This is a genomic window from Streptomyces sp. NPDC088910, from assembly GCF_044749865.1.
Classification (GTDB): Bacteria; Actinomycetota; Actinomycetes; order Streptomycetales; family Streptomycetaceae; genus Actinacidiphila.
In genome coordinates this window covers 191,593-209,376 of sequence record NZ_JBIVIV010000003.1, presented here as the reverse complement: position 1 = coordinate 209,376, position 17,784 = coordinate 191,593, and the positions used below count along the sequence as shown (strand labels likewise).

The 17,784-nt window shown below is 72.5% G+C and carries 11 protein-coding genes; 8 read left to right on the top strand and 3 right to left on the bottom strand.

Annotated elements, in window-relative coordinates; all coding sequences use genetic code 11:
- Positions 1-165: 165 nt before the first annotated feature.
- Positions 166-3,177: an AAA family ATPase gene (locus ACIP4Z_RS09325; protein WP_401306193.1), complete on the top strand. Its 3,012-nt coding sequence runs from the start codon at positions 166-168 to the stop codon at positions 3,175-3,177.
- Positions 3,178-3,192: 15 nt separating this feature from the next.
- Here the strand turns inward: ACIP4Z_RS09325 and ACIP4Z_RS09320 are convergent, their stop codons facing one another.
- Entirely contained in the window at positions 3,193-4,347 is a 1,155-nt protein-coding gene (locus tag ACIP4Z_RS09320) for a PQQ-dependent sugar dehydrogenase (protein WP_401306191.1), read from the bottom strand.
- Positions 4,348-4,510: 163 nt separating this feature from the next.
- Positions 4,511-5,503 (bottom strand): aldo/keto reductase, encoded by a 993-nt coding sequence (locus ACIP4Z_RS09315; protein ID WP_355348110.1) that lies wholly within the window; start codon positions 5,501-5,503, stop codon positions 4,511-4,513.
- Between the two features lie 92 nt (positions 5,504-5,595).
- Here ACIP4Z_RS09315 and ACIP4Z_RS09310 point away from each other — a divergent pair, with 92 nt between their 5' ends.
- The 6 genes from ACIP4Z_RS09310 to serA all read left to right on the top strand — a co-directional run bounded on the left by ACIP4Z_RS09310 (position 5,596) and on the right by serA (position 15,421).
- Positions 5,596-6,540 (top strand): NAD(P)-dependent oxidoreductase, encoded by a 945-nt coding sequence (locus ACIP4Z_RS09310; RefSeq protein ID WP_391044844.1) that lies wholly within the window; start codon positions 5,596-5,598, stop codon positions 6,538-6,540.
- Between the two features lie 419 nt (positions 6,541-6,959).
- Positions 6,960-9,788 (top strand): putative bifunctional diguanylate cyclase/phosphodiesterase, encoded by a 2,829-nt coding sequence (locus ACIP4Z_RS09305; RefSeq protein WP_401306189.1) that lies wholly within the window; start codon positions 6,960-6,962, stop codon positions 9,786-9,788.
- A 216-nt stretch (positions 9,789-10,004) separates the two neighbouring features.
- Positions 10,005-11,882 (top strand): acetolactate synthase large subunit, encoded by a 1,878-nt coding sequence (locus ACIP4Z_RS09300; RefSeq protein ID WP_355348116.1) that lies wholly within the window; start codon positions 10,005-10,007, stop codon positions 11,880-11,882.
- A gap of 36 nt (positions 11,883-11,918) precedes the next feature.
- Positions 11,919-12,446: an acetolactate synthase small subunit gene (gene ilvN / locus ACIP4Z_RS09295; protein WP_188284938.1), complete on the top strand. Its 528-nt coding sequence runs from the start codon at positions 11,919-11,921 to the stop codon at positions 12,444-12,446.
- Between the two features lie 117 nt (positions 12,447-12,563).
- Complete coding sequence (gene ilvC / locus ACIP4Z_RS09290; RefSeq protein WP_355348120.1) at positions 12,564-13,562, top strand: ketol-acid reductoisomerase; 999 nt, start codon at positions 12,564-12,566, stop codon at positions 13,560-13,562.
- A 266-nt stretch (positions 13,563-13,828) separates the two neighbouring features.
- The gene (gene serA, locus ACIP4Z_RS09285; RefSeq protein ID WP_355348123.1) at positions 13,829-15,421 is read left to right on the top strand and encodes a phosphoglycerate dehydrogenase; all 1,593 of its coding nucleotides are present in this window, start codon (positions 13,829-13,831) and stop codon (positions 15,419-15,421) included.
- Between the two features lie 73 nt (positions 15,422-15,494).
- On the opposite strand, the gene ACIP4Z_RS09280 is transcribed toward serA, so the two are convergent.
- Positions 15,495-16,691, bottom strand: a complete 1,197-nt coding sequence (locus tag ACIP4Z_RS09280; RefSeq protein WP_355348126.1) for a helix-turn-helix domain-containing protein — start codon at positions 16,689-16,691, stop codon at positions 15,495-15,497.
- A 132-nt stretch (positions 16,692-16,823) separates the two neighbouring features.
- On the opposite strand from ACIP4Z_RS09280, the gene ACIP4Z_RS09275 reads away from it, so the two are divergent.
- Positions 16,824-17,753: a proline dehydrogenase family protein gene (locus tag ACIP4Z_RS09275; RefSeq protein WP_355348129.1), complete on the top strand. Its 930-nt coding sequence runs from the start codon at positions 16,824-16,826 to the stop codon at positions 17,751-17,753.
- The last annotated feature ends 31 nt before the right edge of the window (positions 17,754-17,784 follow it).

Genomic DNA, 17,784 nt, shown 5'->3' with positions numbered 1-17,784 from the left:
ATGACTGCGCCGCACCCGGCGCCGGCCCGGACCACCGCGACCGCGCTGCCGGGTGCGCGGGCGCAGGGGCCGCCCCCGGCGGGCGGCCCCTCTCCCGCGCCCGGCGGGAGGGACGGGCAAGGCGCCGCCCGGGTAATCGGTGTCGGGAGAAGGCGTGGGCGTGCGATGCTCGGCAGCGTGCAGACGCAGTCGCTGAGTCCCGAGTTCATTGGCCGTGACGCCGAGCTGGCGAAGCTCGGCGCCGCGCTGGCCGCCGCGGCGGCGGGGGAGCCGCAGGCGGTGCTGATCGGCGGGGAGGCGGGGGTCGGCAAGACCCGGCTGACCGAGGAATTCGTGGCCGCCGCGCGGGCGGCCGGCGCGGTCACCGCGGTCGGCGGCTGCGTGGAGATCGGCGCGGACGGACTGCCGTTCGCCCCGATCTCGACGGCGCTGCGCGCCCTGTACCGGGCGCTCGGCGCCGAGCTGACGGCCGCCGCGGCCGGGCAGGAGGCCGAGCTGGCCCGGCTGCTGCCCGAGCTGGCCGAATCCGGCGGCGGCCTGCCGCGCGACCCGCACGACGAGGACGGCCGGGTCCGCCTCTTCGAGCTCACCGCCCGCCTGCTGGAACGGCTCGGCGCCGACCGTACGCTCGTCGTCGTCCTGGAGGACCTGCACTGGGCCGACCGCTCCACCCGCGAGCTGCTGGCGTATCTCTTCCGCTCCCTCCAGCGCGCCCGCGTGCTGATCGCGGGCACCTACCGCGCCGACGACATCCACCGCAGGCACCCGCTGCGGCCCTTCCTCGCCGAGACCGACCGGCTGCGGACCGTCAAGCGCATCGAGCTGCCCCGCTTCAGCCGCGCCGAAGTGCGCCGTCAGCTCGCGTCGATCCTCGGCGCGGAGCCCGCGGACGCCGTCGTGGACGAGGTCTTCACCCGCTCGGACGGCAACCCCTTCTTCGTCGAGGAGCTGGCGTGCAGCATCACCCGCGGCTGCGCCACCGGCATCAGCGAATCCCTCCGCGACCTGCTGCTGGTCCGCGTCGAGGCGCTGTCCGACGACGCCCAGCGGGTGGCGAAATTCGTCGCGGAAGGCGGCAGCACGGTGGAGTACCGGCTGCTCGAAGCCATCACGGGACTGGACGAGGACGCCCTGCTGGACGCGCTGCGCACCGCCGTGGGCGCCAACATCCTGCTGCCCTCCGACAGCGGTGAGGGCTACCGCTTCCGGCACTCCCTGGTCCGCGAGGCCGTCGGCGACGACCTGTTGCCCGGCGAGCGCAGCCGGATCAACCGGCGGTACGCGCGGGCCGTCGAGGCCGACCCGACGCTCGTCCGCGCCGACGAGCGGGCCGCGCGGCTCGCCAGTTACTGGTACGCCGCCCACGACCCGGCCAAGGCGCTGCCCGCCGTCCTGCGCGCCTCCGTCGAGGCCAGGCGGCGGCACGCGTACGCCGAGCAGTACCGGCTGCTGGAACGCGCGCTCGAACTGTGGGACGACGCCCCCGAGGAGACCCGCGCCGAGCTGCGGCCCGCCGACTACGCGGAGGCGTACCCGGCGTGCGGCTGCCACCCCGACACCCCGCTGAGCCTGCTCGACCTGCTCGCCGAGGTCACCGTCGCCGCCCGGCTCGGCGGCGAGCGGGAACGCGCGCACGCGATGGCCAAGCGGGCACTGCGGCTGATGGACCGCGACGACAGCGGCGACGACCCGCTGCGCGCCGCCTGGTTCTGGGCGCAGCGCTCCCGCGTCACCGAGGCGCTCGGCCGCGGCGACGGCTGGGACGAGCTGTCGCGCGCCCGCGAACTGGTCCGCGGCCAGCCGCCGTCCGCCGCGCACGCCGAGGTCCTCACGATGATCGCGAGCTGGATCATGGTGCACAAATCCGGCGCCGAGGGCATCGACATCGGGCGCCGCGCCGTCGAGTACGCCCGGCAGGCCGGCGCCCGCGACACCGAACTGCACGCCCGCGTCACCCTCGGCCTGCTCCAGGCCGACGGCGGTGACATCGACGGCGGCATCGCGGAGGTCGAGGAGGTACGGCGGCTGCTCAGCGGCGACCACGCGGTGCCCGGCGCCATCGCCCGCACCTACGGCAATCTGTCCTCCGTCCTGGAGGGCGCGGGCCGCTCCCGCGAGGCCGTCGCCGTCGCCCGCGAGGGCCAGCGGCTGATCGGCGCGCGCGTCTCGCTCGGCATCCGCTCGTGGCTGCTCACCAACGAGGGGGAGTCGCTGATCTCGCTCGGCCGGTACGCGGAGGCCGCCGTCGCCCTCGCCGAGGCGCTGCGGTACGCCGACGGCTCGTATCCGCGCGCGGGCATCGAGATGCACCACGGATTCCTCGCCCTGCTGCTCGGCGACACCGAGGCCGCCGTCCGTTACCAGGCCGCCGCCCGGTCCGGTCTCCTCCACGACACGCAGCCGCAGCACCTCATCCCGAGCCGCACCCTCGCGCTCCAACTGGCCTCGGCCCAGGGCCGGTTCGACGACGCGCGCCGCGAACTCCTCGGCGCGATCGACAGCGGCTTCGCCACCGGGACCACCCGCTTCGCCTGGCCCCTGCTCGCCGCGGGAGCCGCCGCCGAGGCCGACGGCGCCGCCGAACCGCGCGTCCTGGAACGTATCCGCGCCGCCGCCCGCGAGCTGTCCCGGCCGACGCCGCTCGCCGAGGCGTACGCCCTGGTGGTCGACGCCGAACTGGCCCGCGCCGAAGGCCGTACGGAGCCCGACCTGTGGGCCGCCGCCGCGCTCGCCTTCGCCCGCCAGGAACGGCCGTACGAACTGGCCGCCGTACGCCACCGGCACGCCGAGGCGCTGCTTGCCGCGGGACCCGAGGGCCGTGAGGAGGCCGGGTGCCTGCTCGCGCAGGCGTACGCGACGGCGGACGCCTTCGCCGCGCGCCCCCTGCGCGACCGGATCACCCGACTGGCCCAGCGCGGTCGCCTGCCCCTGGACAGCCCCGCGCCCCCCGCCGCGGACCCCGTCGAATCCCTCGGGCTCACCGCCCGTGAACGCGACGTGCTCCGCCTGGTCGCCGACGGCCTCACCAACCGTCAGGTCGCCGAAGTCCTGTTCATCTCACCCAAGACGGCGAGCGTCCACGTCTCCAACATCCTCGCCAAGCTCTCGCTGTCCACCCGCGGTGAGGCCGCCGCGCTGGCCCACCGGCTGAACCTCTTCGCCCCGGCGGCGTCCTGACGCCGCCCGCGCGGGTCAGCTCACCGTGAGGTGCAGGATGCGGTCGTCGCCCTTGGCGGGAGTGCCGCGGCCGTCGGTGTTACTGGTCGTCAGGTACAAGGTGCCGTCGTCGGCGGCGACGACGGTGCGCAGGCGGCCGTAGACGCCGGTGAAGAAGGACTGCGGGGCGGCGGCGGCGTGGACGCCGTCGAGGGGGATGCGCCACAGGCGGGCGCCGTGGAGGGCGGCCATCCAGATGGACCCGGCGGCGTAGGCGATCCCGCTGGGCGACGCCTGGTCGGTGTGCCACTGGACGACGGGGTCGACGTACCCCGCGCGGTGCGCGATGCCCTCGACGACCGGCCAGCCGTAGTTCTTGCCGGGCTCGATGAGATTCAGCTCGTCCCAGGTGTCCTGGCCGAACTCCGAGGCCCACAGGCGGCCCTTGTCGTCCCAGGCCAGGCCCTGCACATTGCGGTGGCCGTCGGAGTAGTCGAGGGAACCGGGCGTGGGGTTGTCCTTCGGCGGCTGCCCGTCGGGCGTCATCCGCAGGATCTTCCCGGCGAGCGAGGACTTGTCCTGCGCGAGCCCGCGCTGGTTGGTCTCACCGGTCCCGGCGTACAGCATCTTGTCGGGGCCGAAGGCGATCCGCCCGCCGTTGTGGATGGTGCCGCTGGGGATGCCCCGCAGGATCGTGTCGGGGGCGCCGAGCTGCTGGCCCTCGGCGTGCGAGGTGTCGTACAGCATCCGGACGATGCGGTTGTCCGACGCGGTCGTGAAGTACGCGTAGACCAGCCGGTCGGAGCCGAAGTCGGGGGAGACCGCGAGGCCGAGCAGACCGCCCTCGCCGCCCGCCTGGACGCCGGGCACGGTGCCGACCGCGCTGGTGGTCTTCTTGACCGGGTCCACGCGGACGATCCGGCCGGTGTCGCGGGAGCCGACCAGCATGGTGCCGTCCGGCAGCGTCGCGACGCCCCACGGGGTGTCGAGCCCGGAGGCGACGGTGCCGGTCACCTTCGCGGTGCCCTTGGCGGGCGCGGCGGACTCCGACGGGCTGGCGGGCGGCGCGGTGGTCCCGGCCGTGCCGCCGCTCGGGGAGGGCGCGGACGGCGAGGCGCCACTGCCCGACGGCCGGGGAGTGACGAGATTCGGGCCGTCCGACGAGCAGCCGCCGAGGACGAGTACGGCCACGGCGGCCACAGTCCCGGCCGCCGTCCGGCGGACCCGCCCGCGGCGCACTGCGCTCCAAGACCTCACGGCGCTCACTCCCTCGTTTCGCCCCAGCACATCACACGCGAGCGGCGTCCCGCCCGCCGATCACCCGTACCCGCCGGGGCCGCACGGCAGACCCGCGTCAGTCCCACGAGCCGCGCGCGGCGGGCAGCTCCGCGATCTCCGACAGGTCCTCCGAGGTCAGCCGCAGCCGCGCGGCCCCGGCGTTCTCGGCCGTCCAGCGGGCCGACTTGGCGCCGGGGACCGGCACGACGTGCGGCCCCTGGGCGAGGACCCAGGCCAGGGCGACCTGGGCGGCGGTCGCGTCGTGCCGCTGGGCCACCCGGCGCAGTCCGGCCACCACGGGCTGGTTGGCGGCCATCATCTCGGCGGTGAAGCGCGGATGCCGGGCGCGCAGGTCGTCCGGCTCGAAACCGCCGCCGGGCGTCAGCGTGCCGGTGAGGAAGCCGTTGCCCAGCGGCATCGCGGCCATGAAGCCGATCCCGCGCGCCGCGCACCACGGCAGCAGCGACTCCAGGGCCTCGGCCGCCCACACCGACAGCTCGGCCTGCACACAGCTGACCGGGAAGACCTGCTGGGCGCGTACGAGGTGCCGGATCGTCTCGTCGTGCAGGTGCGCGCCGGTGCGGCGGTTGCCGCGCGCGCCGACCGCGCACAGGCCGAGCGCCCGCACCTTGCCCGCCGCGACCAGTTCCGCCATCGCACCCCAGGTCTCCTCGATGGGCACCTCGGCGTCCACCCGGTGGAGCTGGTAGAGGTCGATGACGTCGGTCTGGAGGCGGCGCAGCGACGCGTCGCAGGCGCGTTTGACGTACCCGGGGCGGCCGTTGGCGACGATGTGCTGCTCGCCGACGAGCAGCCCGCACTTGGTGGAGACGAACGCGTCGCGCCGCCGCTCCCTCAACACCCGCCCCAGCAGCAGCTCGTTGGTGAACGGGCCGTACATGTCGGCGGTGTCCAGCAGCGTCGAACCCGTGTCGAGCGCGGTGTGCACGGCCCGCAGCGACGTCTCGCCGTCCTGGCGCGAGGTGCTGTACGCCCAGCTCATCGGCATGCATCCCAGGCCCACGGCGCCCACTTCGAGAGCTGCTGCACCGATTGTCCTGCGCTCCACCCGACCGTCCTCCCTCAAAGGGCCGTTCGTGATCCGCCGGACCGATCCCAGCCGCCGCCCCACTGTGTCATAGCCTCCTGACCATGAACGACATGACCCGAGACCGCCGTCCCCAGGTGTGGCTCTCCGTGCCGCCCGAGGGCGTGGACGGACTGCCGGACGCCTTCGAGTACGTCTTCTGGGACGGTGACGGCGACTTCCCCGCCGACCCGGCGGACGCCGCCTTCTACGTCGTCCCCTACATGAAGGGCGCGACCGCGGGAGCGCTGCCGCTGCCGCGGATGACCGGGGTGCGCGCCGTGCAGACGCTCAGCGCCGGAGTGGACCACATCCTGCCGCACCTGGAGCGACTGCCGCCCGGCGTGAGCCTGTGCAACGCGCGCGGGGTGCACGAGGCGAGCACCGCGGAACTCGCCCTCGCGCTCGTCCTCGCCTCGCTGCGCGGCATCCCGCGCTTCGTGCGCGGCCAGGACGCCGAGGAGTGGCACGGCGGTTTCTACCCGGCGCTCGCCGACCGCGAGGTGCTGATCGTCGGGTACGGCTCGATCGGCGCGGCCGTCGAGGAGCGGCTGATCCCGTTCGAGTGCGAGGTGGTGCGGGTGGCGCGCGGCGCCAGGAACGCGCCGCGCGGACCGGTGCACGCCCTCTCCGAGCTGCCGCGCCTCCTTCCGTCCGCCGACGTGGTGGTGCTCACCACTCCGCTGACCGAGCAGACCCGCGGCCTGGCCGGCGCGGAGTTCCTGGCCCGGATGAAGGACGGCGCGCTGCTGGTGAACATGGCGCGCGGCCCGGTCGTCGACACCGAGGCGCTGCTCGCCGAGACCGGGGCGGGGCGGCTGACCGCGGCGCTCGACGTCACCGACCCCGAACCGCTGCCCGCGGGGCACCCGTTGTGGCACGCGCCGGGCGTGCTGATCAGCCCGCACGTGGGCGGCAGCACCTCGGCCTTCATGCCGCGCGCCCAGCGGCTGATCCGCGAGCAGCTCGTACGCTTCGCGGCCGGTGAACCGCTGGAGAACGTCGTCGCGACGAGCTGACCCGGCTGGCCGAGCGACCGGCCGACCGGCCGATGGGCGGACCGAGACGTCCCGCGCACGGCCGTCGGGACGCGGCCGACGCGTATGCGTGAGGCGGGACGGGCACGCCTACAGCACGGGGGAGGACGGCCCTTCGGCACGCGGCGACCGCACGCGCGTCCGCCATCTTCCCTGTGGTTACGCTGAGTAGAGGAACTATGTCCCTGAGTGACGGATCTGGTGTATCGTCCCGATCGGGGGACTCACCGGGGCCGGGAGGGACGGCCACGGTGATGTGAACGACGAGCAAGTGAAGGGGGGCGACGGGCGATGCACGGCCGATGGATTCACTCCGGTCACTCCAGCGCGCGGGCCCAGAGCGCCGTACTGAGCAGCACACCGCGGCCGTTCGGCCCGCGCCGACGACACCGGACCGCACGGTGAGCTCCACCGGGGCGGTGCTCGCCCGCCCTTCGGCGCGCGGCGGCCGGGCGGGCCTGCTGCCCCAACTCCTGGTCGCGGTCCTGTGCGGCGGCTACACCACCGGCGCCGTGCTCGGCTGGGGCTCCAGCGAAGTCGCCCTGGTCATGGGCGACTTCGGACTCTCCGCCGCCGCGGCCACCGCCACCGTCTCCTCGCTGGTCTACGCGCGCAAGGTCTGCGGCCAACACCGCCCCGCCTGGCTGCTGTTCGCGGTCTCCTCCGCGATGGTCGCGCTCGGCAACGGCATCTGGGGCTGGTACGAGGTGGTGCTGCGCCGCCCGGTGCCGCAGACCTCCGCCGCCGACTTCTGCTTCCTGATGTTCGCGCCGCCCGCCATCATCGGCCTGCTCGTCCTGGCCAAACGCCCGGTCACCAGAGCCGGTTGGGTCTGCCTGGCGCTGGACGCGTCGCTGATCGGCGGCTCGCTGCTCACCTTGTCGTGGAGCCTGGCGCTCGCCCACACCGCGGCCTGGGACGGCCCGAGCACCGCGCGCATGGCGCTCTCGCTGGCCTACCCGCTGCTGGACATCGTCCTGGTCAGCATGGTGCTCGCCCTGCACTTCCGGCGCTCGGCCGCCAACCGCGCCGCGGTCAACACCGCCATCGCCGCGCTCGCCATGACCGTGCTGTGCGACGCCCTGTTCACCTCGCCGATCCTGCGCGAGCACTACCGCTCGGGCCAGATCCTCGACGCGGGCTGGTTCGCGGGCAGCATGCTGCTGGCGTACGCGCCGTGGACCGGCACCCGCACCGACCCGGTGCGGCGCACCGCCACCGCGACCCGCAAGGTCACCGGCTCGCTCGCCGCCCTCACGCCGTATCTGGCCGCCGCCGTCTGCACCCTCGGCATCCTCTACAACGTGATCACCGGCCAGAAGTGCGACCGCGTCGTCCTCTTCACCGGTTGCACCGTCGTCCTCGCCCTCGTCGTACGCCAGGGCATCATGCTGCTCGACAACATCTCGCTCACCCAGGAACTGGCCCAGAAGGAGAATCACTTCCGCTCCCTGGTCCAGGGGTCGAGCGACGTCATCATGATCGCCGCGCCCACCGGAGTGCTGCGCTACGTCAGCCCCGCCGCGCAGGGCGTCTACGGCCGCGACCCGGAGGAACTGGTCGGCACCGAACTGGCCGCGCACATCCACCCCGACGACCTGGGACGCGTCGTCCACGAGGTCCGCAGATTCCTCGCCGCGCCGCCCGGCGACGAACCCGCCACCAGGATCGAGTGCCGCATCCGCTCCGGCCACACCCGCAACCAGGACGGCTCGATGGCCGACGACTGCTGGCTCAGCGTCGAGTCCAGCGTCAACCGCTACCAGGGCGGCCTGATCTTCAACAGCCGGGACGTCACCGAACGCGTCAGGCTCCAGGCCCAGTTGCAGCACAACGCCTCGCACGACCCGCTCACCGACCTGCCCAACCGCGCGCTGTTCACCGAGCGCGTCACCCGCGCCCTGAGCGGCCGGAGGGCCGGTGACGCCCACGCCGCCCTGCTCTTCGTCGACCTCGACGGCTTCAAGGCCGTCAACGACACGGTCGGCCACCAGGCGGGCGACGAACTGCTGGTCCAGGCCGCCCGGCGGATACGGGACGCGCTGCGCTCCGGCGACACCGCGGCCCGGCTCGGCGGCGACGAGTTCGCCGCCCTGGTCTGCGGCGCCAGCGCCGACCCGCGTGAGCGCGAGTTCCAGATCCTCGACATCGCGGAACGCCTGCGGTCGGTGCTCTGCGAGCCGTACCGCGTGGAGGGCGGCGAGGTACGGGTCGCCGCCAGCATCGGCATCGCCTTCGCCGAACCCGGCGCCACCCCCGGCGAGCTGATGCGCAACGCGGACCTGGCGATGTACCGCGCCAAGCAGGCGGGCAAGGGCCGCGTCGAGGTCTACGCACCGCAGATGCAGGCCGACGTCGTCCGCCGCACCGAACTGGCCGGCCGGCTCCGCAAGGCGCTGCACGACGGCGAGTTCACCCTGCTCCACCAGCCCGTGGTGGAACTGGACAGCGGCCGGGTCACCTCCGTCGAGGCGCAGGCCCGCTGGCGGTCCGCGCAGGGCATCCTCTTCACCCCCGCCGAATTCCTGCGCGCCACCGAGGACACCGACCGTTCCTTAGAGCTGGGGCGGTGGCTGCTGGAACAGGCGGTGGAGCAGGCGGCGCTGCGGTACGGGGCCGGTCACACCGTCCCCGTCGCCGTCCGGCTCCCCGCCCACCGCCTGCTCCACCGCGACCTCCCCGTGTCCGGCATCGAGACCATGCTCACCCGGCACGGACTGCCCCCCGGCGGCCTCGTCCTGGAGCTGGCGGGCGGCGACCCCCGGATCGCCCTGGACGACCTGGAGCGGCGGCTGTCGGCGCTGCGCAGGATGGGCGTACGGATCGCGCTCGGCGGCTTCGGCGGCGGCTACGCCTCGCTCATCGCGCTGCGCAGACTCCCCGTCGACCTCGTCAAGCTCGACCGCTGCTTCGTGGAGGGCGTCGTGGAGTCGGCCCGGCTGCACAAGATCACCCGCGGTCTGCTGCGGATCGCCCACGACCTGGGCGTGGGCAGCGTCGCCGACGGCGTGGACCGCCCCGAGCAACTGCACGTCCTGCGCGACATGGGCTGTACGCACGGCCAGGGCATGGCCTTCTCGGGGCCGCTGGACGAGCACCGGCTGCGCGGCTCGCTGACCCGCGGCGGCTATCCCGTACCGCGGGAAACACCCCGTGAACAGGTCACATCGAACGGACTTCCGCTGCCCTCGCGTCGCTCAAATACTGAGACGCGTGTCCCACCGGCTTGACACCCGCCGGGGTCCGGGAGGAAGGTCAAGGCCATGCGCACCCGAATTCTCGTACTTGGAAAGCGCGTCGGCTGACCGAGGCCGTACAGCCTCGCACACGCACCGACGCGCTCCCCTCGCTTGCCTCACGGCACGAGGGGTTTTTTGTTGTCCGGCCCCCGTCGGACACCCCCACAAAACCCTCATCACCCCCATCTTCGAGAGAAGAGAACGCAGATGACCGAGCAGGCCAACGGGTCCCACCATCCGCAGCCGCGGACCCGCAGCGCGGCTCCCGCCGCAGCAGCCACCCCCGAGCGCATGACGGGCGCGCAGTCGCTCATCCGCTCCCTCGAGGCCGTTGGCGCCGACACGGTATTCGGCATTCCCGGGGGCGCGATCCTGCCCGCGTACGACCCGCTCATGGACTCCGCGAAGGTCCGGCACATCCTGGTCAGGCACGAGCAGGGCGCCGGACACGCCGCCACCGGCTACGCGCAGGCCACCGGCAAGGTCGGCGTGTGCATGGCCACCTCGGGCCCCGGCGCGACCAACCTCGTGACGCCGATCGCCGACGCCCACATGGACTCGGTGCCGATCGTCGCCATCACCGGGCAGGTCGCCGCCAAGGCCATCGGGACCGACGCCTTCCAGGAGGCGGACATCTGCGGCATCACCATGCCGATCACCAAGCACAACTTCCTGGTCACCGACGCGGCCGACATCCCGCGCACCATCGCCGAGGCGTTCCACATCGCCTCCACCGGCCGCCCCGGCCCGGTCCTGGTCGACATCGCCAAGGACGCGATGCAGAACGAGACGACGTTCTCCTGGCCGCCGCAGCAGGACCTGCCCGGCTACCGCCCGGTGACCAAGCCGCACGCCAAGCAGATCCGCGAGGCCGCCCGGCTGATCAACGAGGCCAAGCGCCCCGTGCTCTACGTCGGCGGCGGCGTCATGAAGGCCCGCGCCACCGGCGAGCTGCGCATCCTCGCGGAACTGACCGGCGCGCCCGTCACCACCACCTTGATGGCGCTCGGCTCCTTCCCCGACAGCCACCCGCAGCACGTCGGCATGCCCGGCATGCACGGCGACGTCGCCGCGGTCACCGCGCTCCAGAAGGCCGACCTGATCGTCGCCCTCGGCGCCCGCTTCGACGACCGCGTCACCGGCCGCCTCGACACCTTCGCGCCGTACGCCAAGGTCGTGCACGCCGACATCGACCCGGCCGAGATCTCCAAGAACCGCGTCGCGGACGTCCCGATCGTCGGTGACGCCCGCGAGGTGCTCGCCGATCTGATCGTCGCCGTCCAGGCCGACCACGAGGCCGGTCACAAGGGCGACTACACCGGCTGGTGGGAGCACCTGAACTTCTGGCGCAACACCTACCCGCTCGGCTACGACCTGCCCTCCGACGGCAGCCTGTCCCCGCAGCAGGTCATCGAGCGGATCGGCCAACTCGCCCCGGAGGGCACGCTGTTCGCCGCGGGCGTCGGCCAGCACCAGATGTGGGCCGCCCAGTTCATCAAGTACGAGAAGCCCTCCACCTGGTTCAACTCCGGCGGCGCGGGCACCATGGGCTACGCGGTCCCGGCCGCCATGGGCGCCAAGGCCGGCCGCCCCGACGCCACGGTCTGGGCGATCGACGGCGACGGCTGCTTCCAGATGACCAACCAGGAACTGGTCACCTGCGCGCTCAACAACATCCCGATCAAGATCGCGATCATCAACAACGGCGCGCTGGGCATGGTCCGCCAGTGGCAGAACCTCTTCTACGGCGAGCGGTTCTCCAACACCGTGCTGCACTCCGGCGCCGAGAACGTCCCCGGCTCCACGCAGGGCGTCGGCTCCATCCAGAACCGCGGCACTCGCGTCCCGGACTTCGTGAAGCTGTCCGAGGCGATGGGCTGCGTGGGCTTGCGCTGCGAGACCCCCGAGGAACTGGACGCGGTCATCGCCAAGGCCAACTCCATCAACGACCGCCCCGTCGTCGTGGACTTCATCGTCCACGAGGACGCGATGGTGTGGCCGATGGTCGCCGCAGGCACCTCCAACGACGAGATCATGGCCGCCCGCGACGTCCGCCCGGACTTCAGCGACGAGCTGGACGACTGAAGCGACCGCGGACACGTGAGAGAAGGAATCCCGACCATGTCCAAGCACACCCTCTCCGTCCTGGTGGAGAACAAGCCCGGTGTCCTCGCCCGGATCACGGCGCTGTTCTCCCGGCGCGGCTTCAACATCGACTCCCTCGCGGTCGGCACCACCGAGCACCCCGAGATCTCCCGCATCACCATCGTGGTCAACGTGCTGGACGAACTGCCGTTGGAGCAGGTCACCAAGCAGCTCAACAAGCTCGTCAACGTGCTGAAGATCGTCGAACTCGACCCCGCGTCGGCGGTTCAGCGCGAACTCGTTCTGGTGAAGGTGCGGGCCGACAACGACTCGCGCTCCCAGATCGTGGAGATCGTCCAGCTCTTCCGCGCCAAGACCGTGGACGTCTCCCCGGAGGCCGTCACCATCGAGGCCACCGGCGGCGCCGACAAGCTGGAGGCCATGCTCAAGATGCTGGAGCCCTTCGGCATCAAGGAACTCGTCCAGTCCGGCACCATCGCCGTCGGCCGGGGCGCCCGTTCCATCACCGACCGCAGCCTGCGCGCGCTGGACCGCTCCGCGTAGCACCGCGGCGTCACGTAACGCCTCCTCGCCCGAATCCGTATGGCGAGACCCCGCAACCCCCGTGTCCCCACCCGTCGTACGGTGGACCGTACAACCCGATCCAAGGAGAGACCCGAAGTGGCCGAGCTGTTCTACGACGACGACGCCGACCTGTCCATCATCCAGGGCCGCAAGGTCGCGGTCATCGGATACGGCAGCCAGGGCCACGCCCACGCGCTGTCGCTGCGTGACTCGGGCGTCGACGTGCGCGTCGGTCTGCACGAGGGCTCCAAGTCCAAGACCGTGGCCGAGGAGCAGGGCCTGCGCGTGGTGTCGGTGGCCGAGGCCGCCGCCGAGGCCGACGTGATCATGATCCTGGTCCCGGACCCGATCCAGGCCAAGGTCTACGAGGAGTCCATCAAGGACAACCTGAAGGACGGCGACGCCCTCTTCTTCGGCCACGGCCTCAACATCCGGTTCGGCTTCATCAAGCCGCCGGCCGGTGTCGACGTGTGCATGGTCGCCCCCAAGGGCCCCGGCCACCTGGTCCGCCGTCAGTACGAGGAAGGCCGCGGCGTGCCCTGCATCGCCGCCGTCGAGCAGGACGCCACCGGCAAGGGCTTCCCGCTGGCCCTGTCGTACGCCAAGGGCATCGGCGGCACCCGCGCCGGCGTCATCAAGACCACCTTCACCGAGGAGACCGAGACCGACCTCTTCGGTGAGCAGGCGGTCCTGTGCGGCGGCACCTCCGCACTGGTCAAGGCCGGCTTCGAGACCCTGGTCGAGGCGGGCTACCAGCCGGAGATCGCGTACTTCGAGTGCCTCCACGAGCTGAAGCTGATCGTGGACCTCATGTACGAGGGCGGCCTGGAGAAGATGCGCTGGTCGGTCTCCGAGACCGCCGAGTGGGGCGACTACGTCTCCGGCCCGCGGATCATCAACGAGAACACCAAGGCCGAGATGAAGAAGATCCTCGGCGAGATCCAGGACGGCACCTTCGCCAACAACTGGATCGCCGAGTACAACGCCGGTCTGCCGAAGTACAACGAGTACAAGAAGGCCGACGAGGACCACCTGCTGGAGACGACCGGCCGCAAGCTGCGCAAGCTGATGAGCTGGGTCGACGAAGAGGCGTAACACCCCTCACACGGTCTCGGGGGCTCTCGGCCGCCGGGCGGGCCAAGGGGTCTGTCCGGCGGGTGAGAAGCCCCTTGGCCGTGGCGTACAACCACCTTCGGGTGATCCTTACACCAAGGCGTAGGGTGCCCGTCAACGCGCCGATACACTGCCTTAACAAGCGCGTCAGGCTCACAGCGTCGTGCGTCTTCCACGCGGCATGCCATCCCCTCCCTCCCTGGAGCGACCGCGGGACCGGCCGCCCACGAAGGACAAGTGAGGACCACGTGAGCCAGAAGCCTGTCGTACTCATCGCAGAAGAGCTGTCGCCCGCCACGGTGGACGCGCTCGGCCCGGACTTCGAGATCCGGCACTGCAACGGGGCGGACCGAGCCGACCTGCTGTCCGCGATCACCGATGTCGACGCCATCTTGATCCGCAGCGCCACCAAGGTCGACGCGGAAGCCGTAGCCGCCGCGAGCAAACTCCGGGTCGTCGCCCGCGCGGGCGTCGGCCTCGACAACGTCGACGTCTCCGCCGCCACCAAGGCCGGCGTCATGGTCGTCAACGCGCCGACCTCCAACATCGTGACCGCCGCCGAGCTGGCCTGCGGTCTGATCATCGCCACCGCGCGCAACATCGCCCCGGCCAACGCCGCGCTCAAGAACGGCGAGTGGAAGCGGAACAAGTACACCGGCGTCGAGCTGAGCGAGAAGACCCTCGGCGTCGTCGGCCTCGGCCGGATCGGCGTGCTGGTCGCCCAGCGGATGTCCGCCTTCGGGATGAACATCGTCGCGTACGACCCCTATGTGCAGCCCGCGCGCGCCGCGCAGATGGGCGTCAAGCTGCTCACGCTGGACGAGCTGCTCGAAGCCGCGGACTTCATCACCGTGCACCTGCCCAAGACGCCCGAGACGCTCGGCCTGATCGGTGACGAGGCGCTGCACAAGGTCAAGCCGTCGGTCCGGATCGTGAACGCCGCGCGCGGCGGGATCGTGGACGAGGAGGCGCTGGCCTCGGCGCTCAAGGAGGGCCGGGTCGCGGGCGCGGGTCTGGACGTATACAGCAAGGAGCCGTGCACCGACTCCCCGCTGTTCCAGTTCGACAACGTGGTGGCCACCCCGCACCTGGGCGCCTCCACCGACGAGGCGCAGGAGAAGGCGGGCATCGCCGTCGCCCGCTCGGTGCGCCTCGCGCTCGCCGGTGAGCTGGTCCCGGACGCGGTCAACGTCCAGGGCGGCGTCATCGCCGAGGACGTCAAGCCCGCTCTGCCGCTCGCCGAGAAGCTCGGCCGGATCTTCACCGCGCTGGCCGGGGAGGTCGCGGCCCGCCTCGACGTCGAGGTCTCCGGCGAGATCACCCAGCACGACGTGAAGGTGCTGGAACTCAGCGCGCTCAAGGGCGTGTTCGAGGACGTCGTCGCCGAGACGGTCTCCTACGTCAACGCGCCGCTGTTCGCGCAGGAGCGCGGGGTCGAGGTCCGCCTCACCACCAGCTCCGAGTCGCCCAACCACCGCAATCTGGTGACGGTGCGCGGCACGCTCGCCGACGGCACCGAGGTCTCGGTCTCCGGCACGCTGGCCGGGCCGAAGAACATCCAGAAGATCGTCGCGGTCGGCGACGTCGACACCGACCTGGTGCTCGCCGACCACATGGCCTTCCTGCGCTACACCGACCGCCCCGGCGTGGTCGGCACCCTCGGCCGCATCCTCGGCGAGGTCGGCGTCAACATCGCCGGTATGCAGGTCGCCCGCGCCGCCGCCGGCGGCGACGCGCTGGTCGCCCTCACCGTCGACTCCACGATCCCGGCCGGTGTCCTCAGCGACATCGCGGCGGAGATCGGCGCGACGTCCGCCCGCGCGGTGAACCTGACGGACTGACGGTCCGCACGCGTACGACGGCGCCGCCTCCCACCCGGTGTGGGGGGCGGCGCCGTCGTATGTCCCGGCCGCCCTACAGCCGCGCCGCCTTCAGGGCCATATGGAGTAGCAGCCGCGACTCGCCGTCGGCCAGGTCGAGGCCGGTCAACTGCTCGATGCGCGAGAGCCGGTAGTAGAGGGTCTGGCGGTGGATGGCCAGCGCGGTGGCGGTGCGGCCGGCCTGCCCGGCGTTGTCGAGGAACGCCTCGGCGGTGTGGGCCAGTTCGCGGTGCGCGGGGGAGAGCAAGGGGGCGATCACCGGGTCCGGCGGGACGTCCGCCGGGAGCGCGGTCAGTAAACGGTAGGGGCCGATGCCCGACCACTTCGCGATCGGCCCGTGCAGCGGCTGCGCGAGCGCGGCGCGCGCCGCGTCCCCCGCCTCCCGCCACGCCTCCGGCAGCTCCGCGAGCGACTTGCGCCCGTCGCTGACCCCGGCCACCGCGCCCTCCGAGGCCACCTCCCCGAGCACCCGCGCCGCCGCCGACCTGGCCGTGGCCAGCAGTTGTACGGTGCGCAGCCGCACCAGCAGCGCGACGCAGTCGCCGCGCGGGCCCGGCACGAAACAGAGCGCGGCGGCCGACGGGATCGTCCGCGGCCCCGGCAGGTCGTCCTCGCCGCCGGACGGCGGCCGGATGCAGACCAGCGCGTGCGGCTCGTCGGCGTCCGGGCCGAGCGCCGTCCGCAGCGCGTCCTCCGCGTTGTCGCGGGCGGCGCGGGTGCGGGCGGTCAGCAGGTCGCGCAGCGCCCGGCCGGTGCCCGCGCCCTCGCGGGCCGTCACCGCGAGCCGGTCGCCGATCCTGGCGGCCACCGCCATCGCCGCGTCGAGCTGGGTCGCGGTGTGCTCGGCCTCGTCCAGCAGCCAGACGTAGCCGTGCACCACGCCGCCGTGCCGCACGGGCAGGCAGAGTCTGCCGCGGAAGACGCCCGCCGAGGGCGCGGCCGGAATCCGTACCGGCCCGGTGGCGCGGGTGATGCCGAACTGCTCGAACCAGGCGCGGACCTCGGTGGTGGAGCCGCGCGTGAGGATCGACCGGGTACGCACCGGGTCCGTCGCGCCGTCGTCACCGTCGTGCACGCCGAAGGCGATCAGCCGGAAGTCCCGGTCCTCCAAGGTCGCGGGCGCCCCCAGCAGCGCCGACACCTCGTCGACCAGCTCCTGGAGATCGCCGCCGAAGCCACTGAAACCGCCGCTGCCGCCGTAGTCACTACGCACTCGTCCATTCTCCCTCATACATCTGTATGAGGGACCACACCCTGATGCGTGACAGGTGTCGCTGGTCCAACGGGTAGGCGAATCCTAGATTCGGGGCGACGGCCGGGGACGGCCGTTCCCCCGTACCGCCCTCGTCCCGGAGGAGCCACCGTGCTCGGTCCCGTGTTGCTCGCCGCCTCGCGCAGCGACCGTATGCGCCGCGTCGTCGCCGCCGCACCCGTCACCCGTCCCGTGGTGAACCGCTTCATCGCGGGCGACGAACTGCGCCCCGCGATGGACACCGTGCGGTCGCTGACCGCCTCCGGCCTCGACGTCACCCTCGACCACCTCGGTGAGGACGTCACCGACCGGGCCACCGCGCAGGCCACCAGGGACGCGTATCTGCGGCTGCTGGAAGCGCTGCGGAACGACGGCCTCGGCAGCCGCGCCGAGGTGTCGGTGAAGCTGTCCGCCTTCGGCCAGACGCTGCCCGACGGCGGCCACGACATCGCGCTGGCCAACGTACGGCGGGTCGCCGAACTGGCCGCCGAGGTCGGCACCACCGTCACCCTCGACATGGAGGACCACACCACCGTCGACTCGACGCTGGCGATACTCCACGAGCTGCGCCGCGAGCACCCCGGCACCGGCGCCGTCCTCCAGTCGTATCTCTTCCGCACCGAGGACGACGCCCGCGCGCTGGCGGTCGCGGGCTCGCGCGTACGGCTGGTCAAGGGCGCGTACAAGGAGCCCGCCGAGGTCGCCTTCCAGGCCAAGGCCGACGTGGACAAGGCGTACGTCAGGGCGCTGCGCATCCTCTTCGCGGGCGACGGCTACCCGATGGTCGGCTCGCACGACCCGCGCATGATCGCCATCGCTCAGGACCTGGCGGCGCGCAACCACCGGCCGGCCGGGTCGTACGAGTTCCAGATGCTGTACGGCATCCGGGCCGCGGAGCAGCGGCGGCTCGCGGACGAAGGCGAACGTATGCGCATCTATGTGCCGTACGGCGCAGACTGGTACGGATACTTCATGCGCCGCCTCGCGGAGCGCCCGGCGAACCTCGCCTTCTTCCTCCGCTCCTTCCTCCCCGCCCGCTGATCCGGCCCGCCGGTCCCGGGCCCCTGATCCG

What these genes read in the sequence shown, in the direction of transcription:
- ilvN (WP_188284938.1), top strand. Translation starts at nt 11,919, where the DNA reads ATGTCCAAGCACACCCTCTCCGTCCTGGTGGAGAACAAGCCCGGTGTC.
- ACIP4Z_RS09280 (WP_355348126.1), bottom strand. Translation starts at nt 16,691, where the DNA reads ATGAGGGAGAATGGACGAGTGCGTAGTGACTACGGCGGCAGCGGCGGT.
- ACIP4Z_RS09325 (WP_401306193.1), top strand. Translation starts at nt 166, where the DNA reads ATGCTCGGCAGCGTGCAGACGCAGTCGCTGAGTCCCGAGTTCATTGGC.
- ACIP4Z_RS09300 (WP_355348116.1), top strand. Translation starts at nt 10,005, where the DNA reads ATGACCGAGCAGGCCAACGGGTCCCACCATCCGCAGCCGCGGACCCGC.
- ACIP4Z_RS09310 (WP_391044844.1), top strand. Translation starts at nt 5,596, where the DNA reads ATGACCCGAGACCGCCGTCCCCAGGTGTGGCTCTCCGTGCCGCCCGAG.